At 41.2% G+C, this 21,857-nt stretch carries 18 protein-coding genes; 7 read left to right on the plus strand and 11 right to left on the minus strand.

Features of this window, described 5'->3' with window-relative positions; genetic code table 11:
• Positions 1-381: 381 nt before the first annotated feature.
• On the minus strand, positions 382-1,035 hold the full coding sequence (gene can, locus PSE60_RS13100) for a carbonate dehydratase (protein WP_042851647.1): 654 nt from the start codon (positions 1,033-1,035) through the stop codon (positions 382-384).
• 257 nt (positions 1,036-1,292) lie between these two features.
• On the opposite strand from can, the gene PSE60_RS13105 reads away from it, so the two are divergent.
• Both PSE60_RS13105 and PSE60_RS13110 read left to right on the plus strand, forming a co-directional pair.
• The gene (locus PSE60_RS13105; protein ID WP_004913716.1) at positions 1,293-2,234 is read left to right on the plus strand and encodes an ABC transporter ATP-binding protein; all 942 of its coding nucleotides are present in this window, start codon (positions 1,293-1,295) and stop codon (positions 2,232-2,234) included.
• Entirely contained in the window at positions 2,231-3,001 is a 771-nt protein-coding gene (locus PSE60_RS13110; protein ID WP_272665691.1) for an ABC transporter permease, read from the plus strand. Before PSE60_RS13105 ends, PSE60_RS13110 begins: the two co-directional genes overlap by 4 nt.
• Positions 3,002-3,127: 126 nt before the next feature.
• Here PSE60_RS13110 and panD read toward each other — a convergent pair whose 3' ends face one another.
• The 7 genes from panD to sfsA all read right to left on the minus strand — a co-directional run bounded on the left by panD (position 3,128) and on the right by sfsA (position 9,411).
• Positions 3,128-3,508 (minus strand): aspartate 1-decarboxylase, encoded by a 381-nt coding sequence (panD, locus tag PSE60_RS13115; protein WP_272665843.1) that lies wholly within the window; start codon positions 3,506-3,508, stop codon positions 3,128-3,130.
• 213 nt (positions 3,509-3,721) lie between these two features.
• Positions 3,722-4,585 carry a pantoate--beta-alanine ligase gene (panC, locus tag PSE60_RS13120; RefSeq protein WP_272665692.1) on the minus strand — a complete coding sequence of 288 codons (864 nt, stop codon included), beginning with the start codon at positions 4,583-4,585 and terminating at the stop codon, positions 3,722-3,724.
• Positions 4,586-4,615: 30 nt separating this feature from the next.
• Positions 4,616-5,407: a 3-methyl-2-oxobutanoate hydroxymethyltransferase gene (gene panB, locus PSE60_RS13125; protein ID WP_004913707.1), complete on the minus strand. Its 792-nt coding sequence runs from the start codon at positions 5,405-5,407 to the stop codon at positions 4,616-4,618.
• Between the two features lie 58 nt (positions 5,408-5,465).
• On the minus strand, positions 5,466-5,957 hold the full coding sequence (gene folK / locus PSE60_RS13130) for a 2-amino-4-hydroxy-6-hydroxymethyldihydropteridine diphosphokinase (RefSeq protein WP_210836140.1): 492 nt from the start codon (positions 5,955-5,957) through the stop codon (positions 5,466-5,468).
• A gap of 17 nt (positions 5,958-5,974) precedes the next feature.
• Positions 5,975-7,321, minus strand: coding sequence for a polynucleotide adenylyltransferase PcnB (gene pcnB, locus PSE60_RS13135; protein WP_210836166.1), 1,347 nt, complete (start codon positions 7,319-7,321; stop codon positions 5,975-5,977).
• A 728-nt stretch (positions 7,322-8,049) separates the two neighbouring features.
• Positions 8,050-8,505 (minus strand): RNA polymerase-binding protein DksA, encoded by a 456-nt coding sequence (dksA, locus tag PSE60_RS13140; RefSeq protein WP_004260494.1) that lies wholly within the window; start codon positions 8,503-8,505, stop codon positions 8,050-8,052.
• 195 nt (positions 8,506-8,700) lie between these two features.
• Positions 8,701-9,411 carry a DNA/RNA nuclease SfsA gene (gene sfsA, locus PSE60_RS13145; RefSeq protein WP_272665693.1) on the minus strand — a complete coding sequence of 237 codons (711 nt, stop codon included), beginning with the start codon at positions 9,409-9,411 and terminating at the stop codon, positions 8,701-8,703.
• Positions 9,412-9,511: 100 nt separating this feature from the next.
• Here sfsA and hrpB point away from each other — a divergent pair, with 100 nt between their 5' ends.
• Both hrpB and mrcB read left to right on the plus strand, forming a co-directional pair.
• A complete protein-coding gene (gene hrpB, locus PSE60_RS13150) occupies positions 9,512-11,971 on the plus strand; it encodes an ATP-dependent helicase HrpB (RefSeq protein WP_272665694.1) in 2,460 nt (819 codons plus the stop codon).
• Between the two features lie 181 nt (positions 11,972-12,152).
• Positions 12,153-14,675 (plus strand): bifunctional glycosyl transferase/transpeptidase, encoded by a 2,523-nt coding sequence (gene mrcB / locus PSE60_RS13155; RefSeq protein WP_272665695.1) that lies wholly within the window; start codon positions 12,153-12,155, stop codon positions 14,673-14,675.
• 269 nt (positions 14,676-14,944) lie between these two features.
• Here mrcB and hemL read toward each other — a convergent pair whose 3' ends face one another.
• Entirely contained in the window at positions 14,945-16,234 is a 1,290-nt protein-coding gene (gene hemL / locus PSE60_RS13160; RefSeq protein ID WP_272575462.1) for a glutamate-1-semialdehyde 2,1-aminomutase, read from the minus strand.
• Positions 16,235-16,448: 214 nt separating this feature from the next.
• On the opposite strand from hemL, the gene erpA reads away from it, so the two are divergent.
• Positions 16,449-16,793, plus strand: coding sequence for an iron-sulfur cluster insertion protein ErpA (gene erpA, locus PSE60_RS13165; RefSeq protein WP_004260480.1), 345 nt, complete (start codon positions 16,449-16,451; stop codon positions 16,791-16,793).
• A gap of 191 nt (positions 16,794-16,984) precedes the next feature.
• On the opposite strand, the gene btuF is transcribed toward erpA, so the two are convergent.
• Both btuF and mtnN read right to left on the minus strand, forming a co-directional pair.
• Positions 16,985-17,815 (minus strand): vitamin B12 ABC transporter substrate-binding protein BtuF, encoded by an 831-nt coding sequence (gene btuF, locus PSE60_RS13170; protein ID WP_272665696.1) that lies wholly within the window; start codon positions 17,813-17,815, stop codon positions 16,985-16,987.
• Positions 17,816-17,879: 64 nt separating this feature from the next.
• Complete coding sequence (gene mtnN, locus PSE60_RS13175; protein ID WP_272665697.1) at positions 17,880-18,572, minus strand: 5'-methylthioadenosine/S-adenosylhomocysteine nucleosidase; 693 nt, start codon at positions 18,570-18,572, stop codon at positions 17,880-17,882.
• 246 nt (positions 18,573-18,818) lie between these two features.
• Between mtnN and dgt the strand changes: the two genes are divergently transcribed.
• Entirely contained in the window at positions 18,819-20,345 is a 1,527-nt protein-coding gene (dgt, locus tag PSE60_RS13180) for a dGTPase (protein ID WP_272665698.1), read from the plus strand.
• Positions 20,346-20,518: 173 nt separating this feature from the next.
• Positions 20,519-21,850 carry a 23S rRNA (uracil(1939)-C(5))-methyltransferase RlmD gene (gene rlmD, locus PSE60_RS13185; RefSeq protein ID WP_272665699.1) on the plus strand — a complete coding sequence of 444 codons (1,332 nt, stop codon included), beginning with the start codon at positions 20,519-20,521 and terminating at the stop codon, positions 21,848-21,850.
• Positions 21,851-21,857: the final 7 nt, after the last annotated feature.

The following is a 21,857-nucleotide window of genomic DNA, read 5'->3' on the forward strand; positions in this document are numbered from 1 at the left end:
TATAGCTAGTGAATTATGAGCCAAAATAAAAATAAGTATATTTAAAAATACTTATTTGAAAGTAATTTTTCTACCTTAATATTAAATATTATTAATGATGTTATTATAGATGAATATGTGACGGAGATATATAATTCTTTTGTAATCAAAGGGTAAGATTTACTCTGTATTAGAATAATTATGTGATAATACCTAGTGTTATATATTTAATTGCTTACTCATATTTGTTGTTAATGATAAATTTGCTTTAATTGAATTTTATTTTTATTTTCTTTTTTTTAGTCGATTGAAAGGAAAGTTTTTTATATTCTAATTACGCTGATTTAGGATTTAATAAGAAAGAAGCTCTTAGTTATAAGAGCTTCCAATTTATATTTTAAATTACTTTTTTTGAGTTAAAGTAGAAATGGCTTCACGGTAACACAATTCAAGTTTTTCTCGACTATCGGCAGTAATATGTAAGTCTTGTAACCGACCATTATTAATCCCATATACCCAACCGTGGATCATCACTTTTTGGCCACGTTTCCATGCAGATTGCATGATAGTTGAATGCCCTAAGTTATAAACTTGCTCAACGACATTTAATTCACATAAACGGTTCAGACGCTCACAAGGCTTTAATTCACCCAACATAGAGCTATGTCTGTACCAAATATCTCTTATGTGTAATAGCCAGTTATTAATTAAGCCAAGTTCGGTGTTATCAACCGCTGCTTCAATACCACCACAGCCATAGTGGCCACAAATAATGATGTGCTCAACTTGCAAGACATCAACGGCATATTGAATGACAGATAAACAGTTTAGGTCAGTATGAATAACTAAGTTGGCAACATTACGGTGGACAAAAAGGTCGCCAGGTGCCGCGTTAATGAGTTTTTCTGCAGGTACTCGGCTGTCAGAGCAGCCTATCCATAAGAATCTCGGCTTTTGCGCTTTTGATAATTCTTTGAAGAATTCGGGGTCTTGTTCATTGACTGATGCTGACCATGCTTCATTGTTAGCAAACAGCTCTTCGATTTTTCTCATCATGACTTATAGCCTAGTTGTGTTACTTTGCGATAAAATCTTATACAACATTTATTGATTAATTAATAATTAGTTATACTAATTTTAATGCCCTTATGATGAACCTGTCTTTTCGACAAGACAACCTTAAATTTATAACATATTGAATTATATTGTATAAACTAATTATCTCTTTTCTGCATAACATAGAGCAGAAAAAAGTGGCATCATGGTGATATATTGCCTTCAAACTGTCCTAAGAATAAAGGTTTTTTTTACATATGACATATGCACTTGAGTTATCGCAGTTAACCAAAACCTATCCAGGTGGTGTGAAAGCCCTGAAAGGGATTGATCTGAGCGTTGAAGACGGTGACTTTTACGCATTGTTGGGACCAAATGGCGCGGGTAAATCAACAACGATAGGGATTATTAGCTCGCTGGTAAACAAAACGAGCGGGTCTGTAAAAGTATTTGGTTATGATTTAGAAAAGCAAGTTGTGCAAGCAAAGCAGCAACTTGGCCTAGTGCCTCAAGAGTTCAATTTCAATCCATTTGAAACGGTATTACAAATTGTCCTTAACCAAGCCGGTTATTATGGGGTTACGCGCTCTGTTGCGGTACAACGAGCAGAACAGTACCTAACCCAGCTTGATTTATGGGAAAAGCGTGATGAGCGAGCGCGTAATTTGTCCGGTGGTATGAAACGCCGTTTAATGATAGCCCGTGCGCTGATGCACCAACCAAAACTATTAATTTTGGATGAACCCACAGCGGGTGTTGATATTGAGCTGCGTCGCTCAATGTGGACATTTTTAAAGAATCTTAACGCTCAGGGAACGACAATTATTTTAACAACTCACTATTTGGAAGAGGCTGAAATGTTGTGCCGTAATATTGGTATTATTCAACATGGTGAATTAGTTGAAAATACCAGCATGAAGCAATTATTGAGCCAATTAGAATCAGAAACCTTTATTTTTGATTTAATGCCAAAAAGTCCGATCCCTCAATTATTAGGGTATGAATCTCGTTTGATAGATACTTCAACACTTGAGGTTGATGTTAAAAGAGAGCAAGGTCTAAATAGTGTCTTTAGCCAATTTAGTGAGCAAGGTGTTCAAATTTTAAGTATGCGAAACAAAGCAAACCGATTAGAAGAGTTATTTGTTAACTTAGTTAAAAGAGAAAGTAATGCAACCGAGAAGGAGATTGCAAGATGATCTCATTATATTGGGTCGCATTAAAAACCATTTGGATAAAAGAAGTCACGCGGTTTGGTCGTATTTGGATACAAACATTATTACCACCGGTGATCACAATGTCGCTGTATTTTGTGATTTTTGGTAATTTAATTGGTTCAAGAATTGGTGATATGGGCGGTGTGGATTATATGCAATTCATTGTCCCTGGGTTGATCATGATGGCGGTGATCACTAATTCATATTCAAATGTTTGTTCTTCTTTCTTTGGTTCTAAATTTCAGAAAAATATCGAAGAATTACTGGTTGCCCCCGTTCCAACACATATTATTATCGCAGGTTTTGTCGGCGGTGGTGTTGCTAGAGGGATTTTAGTGGGTTTTCTTGTTACATTGGTATCGTTATTCTTTATTCCATTGCAAGTACATTCATGGGCAATGGTCGTCATAACGTTATTGCTAACCGCAATTGTATTTTCACTTGCTGGTTTACTAAATGCCATCTTCGCTAAGACATTTGATGATATTAGTATTGTTCCAACCTTTGTCTTAACACCATTAACGTATTTAGGCGGTGTGTTTTATTCACTATCGCTGTTACCACCGTTTTGGCAAGCTGTCTCTAAACTGAACCCAATTGTGTATATGATCAGCGGCTTTCGTTATGGTTTTTTAGGAATAGCTGATGTTTCTATCGCGATTACGTTAGGCGTCTTAATGATTTTCTTAGTCGTTTTTTATGCATTAACATGGATCTTAATTGAGCAAGGTAGAGGCTTAAGAAGTTAAATTTTTTGGCTGAAATTGTGTAAAAAAAAGCGGCTTTTGATACTTAATGTAATCAAAGGCCGCTTTTTATTGAGACAGATATAAATAGTGGTACTAATCAAGTTGTTGGATAAATAAAATCCAACATTATGCCACTTGAACAGGAACTGCTTTTGCGATGCGACTCATTTTATTATTTTCATCAAAGTAAGCCACTTTTGGCTTATGTAAGTGTGCATCGTCGTCTTCCATCTGAACATAAGAGCAAATAATCAGTTTATCACCAACCGCAGCGCGGCGTGCAGCAGCACCATTAACCGAGATAATTTTTGAGCCCCGTTCGCCTGAAATAGCGTAAGTCGAAAAACGTTCACCATTATCAACGTTGTAAATATCAATGGCCTCGTATTCAAGGATCCCAGCGGCATCCATAAAGTCCTGATCAATCGCGCATGAGCCTTCATAGTGTAGGTCTGCTTGTGTGACTGTGACGCGATGGAGTTTGCCTTGCAACATTCTTCTTAACATTTTTTCTTCCTCATTTGGCTCACAGCGTTGTTGGTGGCGTTCTCTCGCCCTAGTCACATACTTATGTATGCTCCTAGGGTCTCGTTTACTTACCGCCTAGCTGTGAATCAAATGAGTTTGAAAAATAAAAGTCATTCAGAGCACAGCATTTTAATTAACGCTATAAACACAGTAATTGCAATGTGTTATTTTATTTTTATAAGTGATTTATTTTTATGCAATATTACTTGGTAGGTCAACTTGTAAATTGTCAATAAGACGCGTTTGACCTAACCATGCCGCCATTAAAATAACCGCACGTTTACTGGACTCACCAAGTGGTAATAATGTATCTGCATCGCGAATAAATAGCTCATCAGGAGTAAAACCGACTTCTCGTAAGCTATTGTTCATCTCTTCAATAATAACTTCAGATGCATCAGGTTCAGCCACTAATTTTTCACCCGCTTGTTGCATAATTTGATACAGCTTAGGCGCTGTTTTTAGCTCTTCTGCTGACAAGTTGTTGTTGCGTGAGCTCAGTGCTAGGCCATTCTTAGCTCTAACCGTTGGAACGCTAACAATTTGTGTATCAAATGATAAGTCAGCAACTAACTTACGAATTAATTGTAATTGCTGGTAATCCTTCTCACCAAACAAGGCAATATCTGGCTGCACTAAGTTGAACAACTTAGTAATAACCGTTGCGACACCTTTAAAGTGCCCAGGGCGGCTAGCACCTTCTAACATAGTTGATAATTCAGGAACTTCGACAACAGTCTGTTTTTCCATACCTTCTGGATAGAATTCTTGAGTGGAAGGCGCAAAAACCACATTGATGTCACGACGTTTTAGTTTTTCGCAATCTTCTTGCAAGGTTCGTGGGTAATTGGCTAAATCAGATTGCCTATCAAATTGCATCGGGTTAACGAAGATACTGGCAATCACAACATCAGCCTGTTTTTTCGCTTGGTCAATGAGTGTTAAGTGACCATCATGTAAATTACCCATTGTTGGGACAAGTGCAATACGTTTGCCTTCTTGTTTCCAACGGCGGATTTCACGGCGTAAGATAAGTGCCGTTTCAACGATAAGCATACGTGTGTTCCTTATAATTTCTGGCATCAGTTAAGAAAAAGAATGGGCTTCACTCGGGTAAATGCCATCTTCTACTTCTTGGATATACATACGAATAGCATCATGAAGGTTGCCAGCTTGAGCTAAAAAGTTTTTTGCGAATTTAGGGGCTCGTGCGGTAATCCCCAGCGCATCATGCATAACAAGAATTTGCCCATCAGTCCCATTTCCCGCACCAATACCAATCACGGGCAATAGTAGCTCTTCCGTAACATGATTGGCTAAGGTGGTTGGAACACATTCGAGAACCAATAATTGGATACCTGCATTTTCTAGTGCAATTGCATCCTTGAGTAATTGATTGGCGGTGACTTCATCACGTCCTTGAACTTTATAACCACCAAGAACATTGACGGCTTGTGGTGTTAAACCTAGGTGGCCACACACAGGAACAGAGCGTTCTCCTAGCATTCTTACGGTATCACATAACCAACTGCCACCCTCAATTTTGACCATGTTTGCGCCTGCCTGCATTAAAATAGCCGCATTGGCGCAAGCTTGTTCTGGTGTGGCGTAACTCATAAATGGCATATCTGCAATAATGAAGGCATTTGGGGCACCTTTGCGAACGCATCGGGTATGGTAAGCAATTTGCTCGACAGTAACCGGTAAGGTGGAGGATTCACCTTGAATCGTCATTCCCAGTGAGTCTCCAACGAGCATCACTTGGATACCTTGCTCATAAAATAATTGAGCAAAGCTTGAGTCATAGGCTGTCATAGTTGCAAATTTGTGTTTGTCTTTTTTAAACTGACATAAATCAGCCAGAGAAATTGGTTTCATTATAATAACCTCCGGAAATGATCTCCCTGCGACCATACCTCATAAGAGGTTGAACATTTCAGGCTGGAATATCCCAAAACGTTAGGCCATTTCGAGGGACTTGTGTGAGTCTTTCTGAAAGCTTTTCGCCATCAGGAAAAACAAGGGAAGGGGCGATTTCACTAAGCGGATACAACATAAATTCACGCTCTTTTAGCCCATAATGTGGAACGATCAACCGTTCAGTATTGATGATACGGTTACCAAAAAGCATGATATCGAGGTCAAGCGTTCGTGGACCCCAACGTTCCTCTTTGCGTACACGGCCCAGCTCAAGTTCGATTTTTTGTGTATAGTTGAGAAGAACTTCGGGCTCAAGACTTGTTTCAAGTAGTACAGCCAGATTAAGAAAATCTGGCTGATTTTGCGGGCCTAGAGGCTTCGTTCGATAAACAGAAGAGGTTGAAACAACGCGGCTATTGGGAATCGCATCTAAAGCTGCAATAGCTTGCTGTGCCTGTAATAGTGGCTCACCAAGGTTACTTCCTACAGCAATATAGACTTGTTCCATTGTATTCTCTCTATCTATTATGACTTATTCGGCCGACGCGCCCCGGAACCACCTTGTGATGAACGTGGACGATGGCGACGGCGAGTGGGGGCATTGCCTAATTCCGAAATCATTTCACGCTGTTTGATATTATTTGCTTGCTGAAAATCAGTCCACCATAACGCTAGTTCTTGTAACTCGTTGCGGTGCTCGACATTAGCTCTTAATTCTAATAAATCAAACGCTGCACGGAATTTTGGGTGTTCCATTAATTTATTGGCACGACGACCTTGGCGACGAGGTAAGCGTAACTGCAATAACCAAATATCACGCATCGTGGTTGTAATGCGTTTTGGGATCGCAATCGAACGGCACTGCTCGTCTAGAATGTCATTCATTGCCAGCGCAAAGGCGTCGTAATAGGCCAGCCCACCTTCTTGAGATAACTTTTCAGCATGCTCTGTAACTGGGTACCATAACATAACAGCAAATAAAAACGCAGGGTTAACACGCTTATCATTTTTTAGTCTGAAGTCAGTATTTTTAAGAACTTGCTCAATGATTTTTTCCATTGGCGAATCACTGTTATCCGTAAAACGGCTTGCGACAACAGGGAAAAGTTGCTCAAACAAACCATACTTTTTGAGCATTTTGTAGGTAGCGTAACCTTGGCCTGCTTGGAGTAATTTGAGGGATTCTTCAAATAACCGAGCAGATGGAATTTCTCTCAATAAATGAGCAAGTTGGTAAATTGGCTCAGCGGTTTTTGGTTCGATGCTCATATTTAATTTGCAGGCAAAACGTACCGCTCTTAGCATTCTGACAGGGTCTTCACGATAGCGTGTTTCAGGGTCACCAATTAGACGTATAACGCCAGCTTTGAGGTCATTCAATCCATTAACGTAGTCACGTAATGTGAAGTCTTCAATATTGTAATATAGGCTATTAACGGTGAAGTCCCGACGAATCGCATCTTCTTCAATGGAGCCAAAGATGTTATCGCGTAATAACATGCCGTTTTGTGCTTGTGCAGATAAGTTTTTGTCATCTGATGCATTTTGGTCATGGTGGCCACGGAAAGTCGCAACTTCTATGATTTCGGGGCCAAACATAATATGTGCTAGACGAAAACGGCGACCCACTAAACGGCAATTACGGAACAATTTGCGGATCTGTTCAGGCGTTGCGTTCGTCGTAATATCGAAGTCTTTAGGTTTTTGACCTAAAAGCAAATCACGCACACCACCACCCACTAAGTAGGCTTCAAAGCCACTTTTGTTTAAGCGATACAGCACTTTTAATGCATTGTCACTAATATCACTGCGCGAAATAGGGTGTTCGGAACGCGGGATAACAGTAATGTTTTCGTCGTTTACGGTTGTCATTGTAGGGCGCTTCTCAGGTGTTGAATCGGCACGTTGAGATTGACGAACCGTTTTTTTAATAGGGGTTGTTTTATGGGGTTGAGCTGTGTTCTGCTCTTTAGATGCGGTTTGCGCATGAGCAGAATGAGTGACTGGCCTTTTACCGGCTGCCTGACTATCTCGCGAAGGATCACGATGTTGTACTGCATCTTCAGGGGATGCGTCTGTATTGCGAGATAAAATATTACGGCAGAAATTTGCTACTCGGTTAAAAATAGTACACCTCGATGTCATTACCAATATTCATTAAACAAAATAAGCGGCTAATCATAGCTCACAGAAGTTTCTTTGAGAATGGTTAAACGAATAAAAGTCACCTCTAATTATAAACGTTACCTATAAAATTTACGTAAAATAATAGCCCAAAAAGCGTTCTCGCTATAGGCGGATACGATTAGAAGCCTTATTTTAAGCGATTTTTTGTTGTCAGTTAATTATTTAACCTCAAACTGTGGAGCAAAAAAATAACATAATCTATTTGCGTAAAAAATTATGTGAAAGTAAATATTTATCTTATTTAAAGGCGAGTGATAGGCGATTGTGGGCATCAACTGGCAGAAAATAGGGAGTAGGATGAGAGTTACTTGATGGTTAATGTAAATCAAGAGTCAGGAGTGGAACATAATAGCATGAAGCGTTTCCCTTGTAACGGCGCAGTAATATGCGCCGTTCAGGACTCCATATAGACACTAGCCTGCCATTTGCTTTTCGCGAATTTCTGCTAATGTTTTACAGTCGATACATAAATCAGCGGTAGGACGGGCTTCCAAACGACGGATACCAATTTCTACACCACATGATTCACAATAGCCAAAGTCGTCATCTTCAACTTTTTTCAGCGTTTTTTCGATTTTCTTAATCAGTTTACGTTCACGGTCCCGGTTACGTAATTCAAGGCTGAATTCTTCTTCCTGAGCGGCTCTATCAACGGGGTCTGGAAAGTTAGCTGCCTCATCTTGCATATGAGTAACAGTCCGGTCCACTTCATCTCTGAGTTGATTGCGCCATGCTTCGAGAATGAGCTTAAAATGCGCCAACTGGGCCTCGTTCATGTACTCTTCGCCAGCTTTTTCATGATAGGGTTCAACCCCAGCAATGGCGAGAATGCTTAAGGACGATGTCTTACGTTTTTGCCCTTCTTGCATAATGCTTCTCCTACACACGCAAATTTTACAAAAACCCCAAGGGGGAAAAATTAAGGTCGCTATAAATAGCAGAAGACTGCTCTCTTGGCAATCGTTCCTGCAATGAGTTTTGTAATGCTGTGAGGGCGAGCGTGTTTATTCCCTTTTTAGCGCCCAGAACTCTGCGGCCTCGTATAAAAATCGGTTAAAAAAACTTTATTTAATAGAGTTAAAGTGAATCTGCTTACTTAACGCCATTTGTTGAACAGTTATATCAGCTTGATAACAAAGCACTTCAACGCCACTTTGTCTCGCTTCCTCTAATAATTGCGCATATTGCTTATCAATATGAGCCGCTGCTGATGCTACGTGAATACCCGTGTGCAAAGCAACAAACAATAGTATGGCTCTTTTTCCTTCTTTCGCAATATGCATGAGCTCTCTTAAATGCTTTTGGCCTCTAAGTGTCACTGCATCAGGAAAGAACCCTTGATTATTTTCGAGTAAAGTTACTGATTTTACTTCGATAAAGCAATCTGGTAATCCATTTTGCGTTAAAAAGAAATCGATTCGACTATTTTCTGTGCCATATTTAACTTCAGGTTTTATTACACCGTATTCGGATAATTCTGGAATGTGTTTTTCGGTTAAGGCTTGTGCAACTAACTGGTTCGCACGAAGGGTATTAATGCAAATAAAATGGCCGTGTGCGGTTTGGGTTAATTCCCAACTGTACGGGTATTTACGTTTGGTATTATTGGAAGTTGAATACCAAATGGTATCACCAGGGGTAGCACAACCTGTCATAGCGCCTGTATTTGCACAGTGAATGGTAATTTCTTCACCGCTCGGCAAAGTGACGTCAGCTAAAAAGCGCTTGTAACGCTTAATTAATGTAGCTGGTTGTAAGGCGGGTTCAAATTCCATGGGGTCTCCGCTATCGTTGTCGGTAATATGCTTACTGGCAAAAGAGGCTAATGCTACAATGTCTAACAGTAAAAGTTAAATACATGGAGTGATAACCCCAGTGTTACCGATATTTGGAGTTTGTGAGGACATACTTACCGCGTTAGTAGCTTCACCTCAAGTTTTGCTTCATGCACCGACAGGTGCTGGTAAATCAACAGTTTTACCGTTAGAAATATTAAAGAGTGGGGTTATTACCGGGCGGGTTATCATGTTAGAGCCTCGTCGCTTGGCAGCGCGCTCAGTGGCTGCTCGCCTTGCACAGCAACTTGGTGAAGAAGTTGGTCATACAATCGGTTTACGCATGCGCTCTGAAACTAAAGTTAGCCGCCACACTCGTCTTGAAGTGGTTACCGAAGGCGTACTCACTCGCTTACTGCAAAATGATCCCATGCTTGAAGGGGTTGGTTTAGTCATTTTAGATGAGTTCCATGAACGAAATTTACAGGCAGACCTTGGCCTCGCTTTGCTAATTGATTCACAGCAAGCCTTACGTGAAGATTTGCGTATTCTATTGATGTCTGCGACATTGGATAACCAAGGGCTGTCTCAGCTGTTTCCTGATGCTCCGGTTATCACTTCACAAGGGCGTACATACCCCGTAATGCGTGAATATCATCCGATTAACCCAAATAAACTCTTTCATAAAGAAGTCGCATTGGCGGCTTGGCAGTTATTGCAACAAGAAGATGGGTCTTTATTATTATTTCTTCCAGGTATGGGGGAAATCGAGAAAGTAAGAGCAGAGCTCGCTTTGATGGTTAGTGAGGACATACTTTTATGTCCTTTATACGGTGCATTATCCCTACAAGCCCAGCAACAGGCGATTCAACTAGCACCAGAAGGAGTGCGAAAGGTCGTATTAGCCACCAATATTGCAGAAACCAGCTTGACGATTGAAGGGATCCGCCTTGTGATAGACAGTGGTTTTGAGCGTGTGGGGCAATTCAATCCACGAACAGGACTAACAAAACTAGTTAAACAGCGAATTAGCCAAGCGTCGATGGCACAACGTGCAGGCCGCGCGGGCCGTTTGGAAGAAGGTGTTTGCTGGCATTTATTCAGTGAAGAGCAGGCTGAGCGTGCGGCACAATTTAGCGAGGCCGAAATTGCGCAAAGTGACTTGAGCAGCTTATGGTTATCTTTATTACAATGGGGTTGTCACGATGCCGCACAGCTGAACTGGCTGACTTTACCCCCTAAACCGGCAATATCAGCGGCAAAAAATTTACTTGGCAAATTAGGTGCTATTGATGCAGCAAACAAGTTAACGCCTTTTGGGCAGCAGATGGCGGAGTTAGGCAGTTCAGTACGAACAGCGGCAATGTTATGTAAAGCACAGCAAAGCCAAAATCAGTCTGTTATTCAATTAGCCGCACTGTTGGTGGCGATTATCGAGGAGCCTCCTCGTCAACAAGATGCAGACCTTCGCTATTGCATAGAAAGGCCAACAGAGGGGTGGTGTAAGAGAGCATCAGTGCTTTGTGAACAAAAAGTATCGAGTACCATTGGTAATCGAGATGCACTCATTAGCGAGTGGTTACCAACGTTGCTGGCCACAGCGTTTCCTGACTACATAGCGAAATCTCGAGATAACCAACAACGCTATCAACTGGCGAATGGTTTAGGGGCGATATTGAATGAATCGGATAGATTATCCGGTTCTCCATGGTTAATCGTCGTGGCTTTATGGCAACCCGAAAATATGGCAGATGCCCGTATTTCCTTGGCTTACCCTGTAGATATTGACAGACTACAAGCAGATTGCCCATCACTGTTTAACAAACAAGAAACGGTCGAATGGGATGAACAAAAAGGGACATTATTAGCTTGGAAACGCTTGCAATGCGGTCAATTAGTGGTGAAATCAGAACGTTTAAGCAACCCTGATAACACTGAAATTCGTTATGCGTTAGTTTATTGGTTGAAGCAAAATGGCTTGCAGCAATTAAACTGGCAGGAAGATGCACTACAACTGTGTATCCGCTGCACGTTAGCTAAGCAGTATTTTCCTGATATTGATTTGCCTGATTTTGATGAAGCGGCACTATTGGATTCGCTGGGTGAATGGTTAGAGCCTTATCTTGATGGCATAACAAATAAGCAAAAATTACAGCGGATTGATTTAGCCTCTTTATTGATTAATCGATTAGATTGGCAGCAGCAACAGTGGTTAGAACGCATGTTTCCGGTAACCTATCGAGCGCCATCTTCACATGATGTAAGTATTCACTACGCATTAGATAAGCCACCAGTCATAGCGATTCGTATGCAAGAAATGTACGGGGAAAAAGCGAACCCGACTGTTGCACAAGGAAAAATAACCGTAACAGTTTCTCTGTTGTCTCCTGCCATGCGGTCGTTACAGATCACGCAAGACCTTGGTGCATTTTGGCAAGGCAGCTATAAAGAGATACAAAAAGAGATGAAAGGGCGCTATCCAAAACATTTATGGCCAGATGACCCTGTAAATACTGCGCCAACAAGACAAACAAAAAAAGCGATGATGGGTGCGAAATAATCTATTTTTATGCTCTAATAGCGGGTTTCCTTATTGGCTCTATCAATGAGCCGACTGAGTAAGGAAATGTAATTAAGAGCTTTCTTTGGTGAAATCTCTGGGGTTCTAGGCCAAAATTAACCACTAAACTGACATTACTAGTGAGTTATTAAGTTATTTTGTAATGTGATATGGAGTGACCATGTCAGGTAAAGATTTTGAACCAATCGGCAGGCGTAACAAAAAAGCTGCCGGGAAAAAACAGTCTTCATCCCGCCGTCGTAGAGACCGCGATGACTATGACGATGAAGATTTATTCGAAGATGATGATATTGACGAACAATATCTCGATGATGAAGATGAAGAAGAGCAAATGGCTAAAAAAGGCTCAAAAAATAACAAACCTCGGAAGGTAAAAAGTAAATGGCGTTGGTTTTGGCTGCTAGTCAAACTGATGATCGTGTTTGCTGTTTTACTTGCGGCATATGGTTTTTATTTAAATCAACAAATTAAAGAACGCCTCGATGGTAAGGTGTGGGATTTACCCGCTGCAGTATACGGCAGAATGGTTAACCTTGAACCGGGTATGGACTACAGCCAAGCAGAAATGGTGCGCCTACTTGAGGGTATGCAATACCGTAAGGTGAGTAAGATAACGACATCGGGCGAATTTGTGGTGCGTGGTAATAGCATCGAAATCTTACGTAGACCGTTTAATTTCCCCGACCAAAAAGAAGGGCAAATCCTTGCGCGTATGGTGTTTGAAAATAACGCGTTGAGCAAGATTGAAAACATGGAAAACGGTCGCTCATTTGGCTTTTTCCGTTTAGACCCGAAACTGATCACGATGATGCAGTCGGCGAACAATGAGCAACGGTTAGTCTTACCGATATCTGATTTCCCTGAGTCTCTGGTTAAAATCTTACTAGAAACCGAAGATCGCAACTTTTATGAGCACGATGGCGTCAGTTTATACTCTATTGGCCGTGCAGTTGTTGCTAACTTAAGTGCAGGGCGCTCCGTTCAAGGGGGAAGTACTTTAACCCAACAGTTGGTCAAAAATCTGTTTTTGACCAATGAACGTACATTAAAGCGTAAAGCCAATGAAGCCTATATGGCCGTTTTACTGGACTACAACTACAGCAAAGAGCGCATTTTAGAGCTGTATTTGAACGAAGTCTTTTTAGGCCAAAACGGTAATGACGAAATTCGTGGTTTCCCATTAGCGAGCCTGTATTATTTCGGTCGACCAATCAATGAGTTAAGCTTTGACCAACAGGCTTTATTAGTGGGAATGGTGCAAGGGGCATCAACGTATAACCCTTGGACTAAGCCACAAAATGCGATTAAACGCCGAAATATCGTGCTGAAAATCTTGGAAACGCGTGGCGTGATTGACCAAGAAATGTATCAAGTGCTAAGCGCAAGGCCTCTCGGTGTGAAAAACAAAGAAGGGCTGGTGGCTTCTCAACCTGCCTTTATGCAAATGGTTCGTTTAGAACTCAATGAAAAATTGGGCGATAAAGTCAAAGAACTCTCCGGCGCGAAAATTTTTACCACTTTAGACCCAGTGGCTCAAACTGCGGCTGAAAATGCAGTTGAGAACGGTGTCGCTGATTTACGTAAATCTCGTAAATTAGATGATATTGAAGGTGCAATGGTAGTTGTTGATCGCATTAATGGGGAAGTGCGCGCGATGGTTGGCGGCTCTCAACCACAGTTTTCAGGGTTTAACCGTGCGTTAAATGCACGGCGTAGTATTGGTTCCCTAGCAAAACCACCGGTATACCTCGCTGCACTCAGTGAACCAGACCGTTTTCGTTTAAATACGTGGTTAAAAGATGAGCCATTAACAGTAAAAGTCGGGAATCAAAACTGGAGCCCAAGAAACTACAGCCGTAATTTCAACGGTCGTATGATGTTAGTTGATGCATTGGCAAAATCACAAAATATTCCAACGGTAAACTTAGGGCTAGAGGTCGGTTTAGACCAAGTGTTTAACACTTTTGTACGCTTAGGAGCTCCCGCAGCGGCGATGGAAAAAGTGCCCGCTATGTTCTTAGGGGCAGTTAACCTAACACCGGCAGAAGTCGCACAAGTTTTTCAAACTATTGGTGGTAACGGTAATCGTGCGAAATTATCGGCATTGCGTTCTGTTATTGATGGAGATGGTAATGAAATATACCAAAGTTACCCGTCAGCGGAACGAGCAGTACCTTCCCAAGCAGCATACCTCACATTGTATGGTATGCAGCAAGTGGTTAAACAAGGTACGGGGCGAGTGTTGTTGACCAAATATGCCAAGTATAATTTAGCGGGTAAAACAGGGACAACGAATGACTTGCGTGATAGCTGGTATGCAGGGATTGATGGTAAAGAGGTCGCAATTGTGTGGGTTGGTCGTGACAATAATGGCCCAACACAGTTATCAGGGGCAACAGGGGCACTAAAAGTGTACCAACGTTACTTAGATAACCAAGCGCCATTGGCACTCATCAACCGCGCGCCAGAGGGTATTGTTGAGATGCAAGTCACAGCTGACGGCCAATTAAGTTGCTCAAACTTTGGTGGAGGCAGAATGTTACCGATTTGGACAGATAACCCAGAAGGGTTATGCCAAGCGTCTGAAAACGAAGCCCCAGTTTGGGATTTAAATGGTAATAATGGCGAGCAGCAAGATGATGCACCGGATTGGGTGAAGGATATGTTTGGCAATAATCCCTAAATTCTCGTCATACTTCAACCTGTAGCGTTGTTGGTTGCACTCACTAGACCTAGTCACATACTATTGTATGCTCCTAGGCTCTAGCTCGCTGACCGCCTAGCTACAGGCTGAATTATTTAGAGAATTAATGGGCTAGAGAATTAGAGAATTAATGAGTTAGAAAATTGTGGTGTAAGGCTGCAACTGGTGGCTATCCAATCTTTCGTTACCGATGTAAAAGAATAGAGGTGAAAGTAGGTAACATTTCACCTCCGTAATTTCAATATGAATTAATTCTTTTTGATTTTCAGCAGCGCTGTTTCTGCCGCTTTAACTGTTTTCTCAATATCTTCATCACTGTGGGCGATAGACATAAAACCCGCTTCAAAAGCAGAAGGTGCGAGGTAAATGCCTTGCTCTAACATGTAGTGGAAAAATTTCTTAAAGCGCTCAACGTCGCATTGCATCACGTCTTGGTAGCAAGTCACTGTTGGTGCGTCGGTGAAGAAAATACCAAACATACCACCGACGTGATTGATAACCATCGGGATACCCTGTTCTTGGGAAACACGTTTTAAACCACGAGCTAACTTTTCTGTTAATTCATTTAAACGTGAGTGAACTCCCGGTTGAGAGACTTCTTTTAAACAAGCAAGACCCGCCGCCATCGCGACAGGATTACCAGATAAGGTTCCTGCTTGGTAAACTGGCCCAATTGGGGCTAGTTTTTCCATAATTTCAAGGCGGCCACCAAAGGCACCCACAGGCATACCACCACCGATGATTTTACCTAAACAGGTTAAATCAGGTTGAACATCATAGTAATCTTGTGCACCACCTAATGCGACGCGAAAGCCAGTCATAACTTCATCAATGATGAGTACGGCATTGAATTCATCACATAATGCACGTAAACCCGGTAAGAACTCATCCGTTGGTGGTACGCAATTCATATTTCCAGCAACAGGTTCAACAATCACACAGGCAATGTCTTCTGGATAATTTTCAAATGCTTGGCGAACTGAAGCTAGGTCATTATAGGTACAAGTTAATGTGTGTTTTACAAAATCTTCGGGGACGCCCGGAGAGTTTGGTTCACCCATCGTAAGCGCCCCAGAACCTGCTTTGACTAATAAGCAATCTGCATGGCCATGGTAGCAGCCTTCAAATTTGATGATTTTGTCGCGGCCAGTGTAACCTCGAGCCAGACGAATTGCACTCATGGTTGCCTCAGTACCTGAATTCACCATGCGTACCATATCCATAGATGGCACTAACTCACAAACTAATTCAGCCATTTCAACTTCGGCGGCAGTCGGTGCACCAAAACTTAACCCTTTATGGACCGCTTTAATCACAGCATCTCGGATCTCAGGGTGGTTATGGCCTAATACCATCGGTCCCCATGAGCCAACGTAATCCACATAGGCTTTACCATCAACGTCATAAATATAAGCGCCATCCGCTTTTTCAATAAATAATGGGGTTCCACCAACACCATTAAAAGCACGAACAGGGGAGTTTACACCACCAGGGATTTGTTCTTTTGCTTGTGCGTAAAGTTTTTCAGATTGTGACATCGCAGGGCTCCAGAAAGAGGCTAAGAAAAAAATTGCTCTCATTCTAAAGCACCACACCAATTAAACCAAATATTGATACGAAGATATGCACAATGTGTCTAATTGCGTAACAACACTTGAACCATTTAGTCAAGTGGCGGATAATTAGGTTAATTGATCTGAGTAGGTTTTAGCCTACGCATGAATTTACCGGTCACCGGTTTGGAGTAAAAAAATGAGTGATGATGCAGCTCTGCCTTTGCAATTTACTGATGCGGCAGCAATTAAAGTTAAAGATCTAGTCTCTGATGAGGACAACCCAAATCTGCGTCTGCGTGTTTATATCACTGGTGGCGGATGCAGCGGTTTCCAATATGGTTTCACATTTGATGACCAAATCAACGAAGGCGATATGACAATTGAAAAGCAAGGTGTTGCTCTTGTCGTAGACCCAATGAGCCTACAATATTTAGTCGGCGGAAGTGTTGATTATACCGAAGGTTTGGAAGGTTCACGTTTTATTGTGACTAACCCGAATGCTAAGTCTACTTGTGGGTGTGGTTCGTCCTTCAGCGTCTAATTTTCGTCATATTTCGAGCTGTGGCGGTGTTGGCTTCATTCAGCTACTCGGGTCACATACTTATGTATGCTCCCCGAGATACCTTCATTTGCAGCCTTGCCACACCTCGAACTATTTAGAAAATTTCTGTAATTCTTAATTCTTAATTCTTAATTCTTAATTCTTAATTCTTAATTCTTAATTATCAATTATCAATTGGATAGTGAGTTTAACTGTTTGCACAGTTGTTCGGTCGCGTTCACAATCCTTGGGCCTGCTCGATGAAACCAATCTTCGTTTAACCGAATAACTGGGACGTTGAGCTGGGAGTGCCAAAATTCTTTCACTGCTTTTTCCTGTTCTGCTGAGCCCGTCATGATTATTACATCTGGTTTGCGAGTGAGTACCTGTTCACGACTGACTTGTGGCCATTGAACTGAGCTATTAGCAAAAATATTTTCACTCCCACAAAATTCGACGACATCATTTTGCAGCGTGTGGTTACCCGCGCTAAATAAAGGCTGAGTGCCGAGCTGGATAAACACTCTCTTTGGTTTGTTATTAGAAATTTTTTTATTTTGATAAGGAGCTAGCTCAGCGCGCATTCTTTCCACATTTTGTTGTGCAAGCTCTGGGTTTGGACTGTATTGTGCCAACTCAGTGACTGAATTGATGACATCATCAATGGTTTGAGGGTCAAAATAAATAATTGGAATGCCGAGATTCGCAAGCTGATCAAGAGGGCGTTGAGGGTTGCCTCCTTGCCATGCGAGGATTAAATCAGGCCTAAGTGCGATAATACGCTCTACATTTAAACCTTGCCAATCAGATACTTGCTCTAGGTTTTTTGCTTGTTCTGGGTAATCGGAGTAAGCACTAACCGCAATTAAGCTATCCCCAAGTCCTGCTGCATAAGCAAGCTCAGTATTGGCAGGTGATAAGCTGATAACGCGTTGCTTTGCCGCTCCTAGAGCAGAAAAAGCCACCAATAAAGCACATAATAGAGTAATAGTAAGGGAGAAATAATGTGTTATTTTTTTCATAACAAAATTCATCGTGGCATTAAAAAGTATAACTAACAATTAGTTATACTTTTTATGAGGATTATTAAGCGAGTTTGGATAAAATTGCAGTGATCATTAATGACGATTGACGGGCAGCAACTGGTAAGAATTCATCGAAGCTTGTGTGGGATTCCTTATCAGCCACATCGGAAATGGCTCGGACGACGACAAACGGGATACCAAATTGGTGACACACTTGTCCAATCGCAGTGGCTTCCATTTCTACTGCCGCAACTTGCGGGAACATAGCCTTGATGCGAGCCAGTGGTTCAGCACCATTAATAAAAGCATCACCGCTACAAACTAAACCACGAACAGCGTTCATGTCCAATAACTGAATGCACTGCTCAGCAACTTCAATCAGTTTAGTATCTGCGACGAAAGCGGGTGGACATTGTGCCATTTGGCCAGGTTCATAACCGAATGCTGTCACATCTGCATCATGGTAACGAACCTCAGTAGAAACGACGATATCGCCGACGTTTAAACGAGGGTCTAAACCACCAGCAGAGCCAGTATTAATCACCACATCTGGTTGGCAATGCTCCAGTAATAGCGTTGTACCGATTGCGGCTGCAACTTTACCAATACCTGATTTTAATAACGCAACGTCAACACCATTAATTTGACCTGTATAAATTTCACAACCTGCACGGTTAATAGTTTGGCAATTTTCTATTTGCGAGCGCAAAATTGCCACTTCCTGTTCCATGGCACCAATTATTCCAACTTTCATTTTGTCTCCTTTTCCCTGCTCAATTTGCACTATTAGTGTCAATATTTTGACTAGGGACGATAATGTTTTATTGTGTTATTGCTGTATTCTTCGAGTGGGTTCGCAATTTTAATTGCAACAACTCAGATTTAGACAACGAAATTACAAAGATGCACGAAGTGTAACATTGAAAGGTGAGTCGTGAAGTTTTTTTCCTGTATTTAGGCTATATAATGAAGCATCAATCGAGATAGGGAAGGTGGCAGAGTGGGTGAGATTAATTTTGTTAAGAAGTTAAACTTTCAGCGCAACTACATGAGCAGTGCGAAAAACCAAAAAATTTCACCTAAAGATGAAGATGCGGTGAATCGCTTATTTGAAAGTGACCGTGGGCGAATTATTAATTCAGCTGCCATCCGCCGCTTACAACAAAAAACACAAGTTTTTCCCTTAGAGCAAAATGCAGCAGTGCGCAGTCGCTTAACTCACTCATTAGAAGTACAGCAGGTTGGCCGTTACATCAGTAAAACGGTTTTAGGCGAACTAAAAAAGAAAAAATTACTTGAACCTTATGGGCTAGATGAGCGGTGTGATGCTTTTGAGAGCTTAGTCGAAATGGCGTGCTTAATGCATGATATCGGCAATCCACCATTTGGGCACTTTGGTGAGGCTGCAATTCAACGGTGGTTTACTAAATTACTATCGCCAAGTTACTTATATACCCCCAATTCCCCTGATCCATGCCAAATACCTGCATTACAGTTAACTGGAAATGAAAAGCAAGATTTATTCCGTCGTCAATTAAAGCAGGATTTATGCTCATTTGAAGGTAATGCCCAAGGGTTACGTATGGCGCATCGCTTACTCAAATTAAATTTAACCTATGCGCAAGTGGGTTCTATTTTAAAGTATACGCGTGGAGCTTATGATTTGGCGCCAATTCCACCTGAGTTTGATTATTTGATGAAAAAACCAGGCTATTATTGGTCAGAAGTGGACTTTGTTAGTGAGCTAACTAAAAAGCTCGATATGGCAAAATATTGCCGTTTCCCGTTGTCCTATATTATGGAGGCGGCTGATGATATTTCATATTGTATTGCTGATTTGGATGATGCTGCGGAAAAAGGAATTTTTACTGTTGAGCAGTTGATTGAGTATTTAAAAGTAGAATGGGGAAATATTGAACAAAATGATTTATTCGATCAAACCATTATGCGAGCTTTCAATAATATCAGTGACAACCACACAAGGCGCATTCAGCAAGATCAATTCTTTATGTATTTGCGCGTAAATATCACAGGAAAATTGTCTCATTACAGCGCACAACAATTCATTAAGAATCTACCTGAAATTTATAACGGCACTTTTAACAGTGCTTTGTTAGAAGATAAGAGCCCAGAGCATAGGCTATTAAAAGTACTGAAAACAGTGGCTTTTAAACATGTATTTAATCACCATGAAGTTGAAGAGTTAGAGTTACAAGGCTATCGAATTATCAGTGGGTTATTAGATTTTTATAGTCCGCTATTGATGATGGATAGAGGTGATTTTGCTGACCTTGTGGACAAAAATTACCACAAGCATTTTTTCATTGAAACGAGGTTATTCCATAAGTTATCTAATAAGCATCGCTTATCTTACACGGAAGCACTTGAGAAAATTTCTGCAACGAATGAAGCAGATAAATCTATCCTTGAGTTTTATTATCGAGCTCGTTTGATTCAAGACTATATTAGCGGTATGACAGACCACTATGCCTATGAAGAATATCGTAAATTTATGGTTAGCAATTGATGCAATAACTGAAGAGCGGAATAAAAATAGAAAAGTAGTCAATCAAATGATAGGAAAACAGGTATAATAGCCTAGCCATTTTCCTTGATTAATTAGCGAAAAAAACAACGCATTAAAATTGAAAACTCGGCAATCATGATTTTTATAACTTAATACTCTGTAGTGACTACTTTATGGCTCAATTTTACTCTCCTAATCGCCGTACCACCCCACACCGTCAAATCACGGTTGTTGCTGATAGCCTTGATGCCGCAGGGCAAGGTGTTGCCCGTATCGAAGGAAAAACCATTTTTGTAACAGGCTTATTGCCTGGAGAAGAAGCCCAAATTGAATTGACGGAAGAGAAACGGCATTTTGCTAAAGGAAAGGTGATTAAACGCCTGAGTACGAGCCCCCAAAGAGTCAAGCCACGGTGTCGTTATTTTAACCAATGTGGAGGGTGCCAACAGCAACATGTTGACATTGCACTACAAAGAGAAAGCAAAGCTCATGCTTTAGCTTATCTGATGCGACGTGAAACATCGCAAGATATATCCTGTACCGAGGTGATTTATGGTGAGTCATATGGCTACCGTCGCAGAGCTCGGTTGGGGTTACAATATCAGCCTAAAAATAAAAATGTCGTTATGGGGTTTCGTCAATCTCAATCTAACACATTAGTTGATATAAAAAATTGCCCTATATTATCCCCTGATCTGGATATCTTATTAAAACCACTTTCTGAATGCATTAACCAGCTCAGTAATAAAGCAAAACTGGGCCACGTAGAACTTATTCATGCAGACAATAGCAAAATTGTATTGATTCGTTATTTAACGCCTCTTTCGTTATCAGATACTCAAAAGTTAAGCGATTTTGAAAATCAGCACGGAGTGTCTATCTGGTTAGCAGGTAATGATGAAAACTTACAGGCTCTATCACCAAATTCGCCACAACCTGAATATCAAGTTGCTGGGGAGATACTAAAATTTAACCCATTAAATTTTATTCAAGTGAACGGGCAAGTTAACCAGTTGATGGTAGAACAAGCTTTAGCATGGTTAGATCTAAACAGTGAAGATAGGGTATTAGACCTTTTTTGTGGAATGGGTAACTTTACGTTGCCTATCGCACGGCTAGTGAAATCCGTTGTGGGTGTTGAAGGTGTGGAAAATTTAGTCAAACAGGCACGAAATAACGCACAGCTCAATACTATTTGTAATGCGACATTCTATAATGAAAACTTAGAAACCCAGATACACACACAACCTTGGGCGGCTCATGGCTTTAATAAAGTATTATTAGACCCAGCTAGAGCCGGAGCCGCTGGTGTTATGGAACATTTAATTAAACTGATGCCAGAAAAAATTGTCTATGTTTCATGTAACCCCACAACATTGGCAAGAGATAGCAAAGTTTTACTTGATGGGGGCTATCAGTTATTACAGTTGCGGATGCTAGACATGTTTCCGCATACTAGCCATTTAGAATCAATGGCGTTATTTATCCGTCGCCCAGAGGTTTAATAGGTAG

It is taken from the genome of Providencia sp. PROV174, from assembly GCF_028480685.1.
Lineage (GTDB): Bacteria > Pseudomonadota > Gammaproteobacteria > Enterobacterales > Enterobacteriaceae > Providencia > Providencia rettgeri.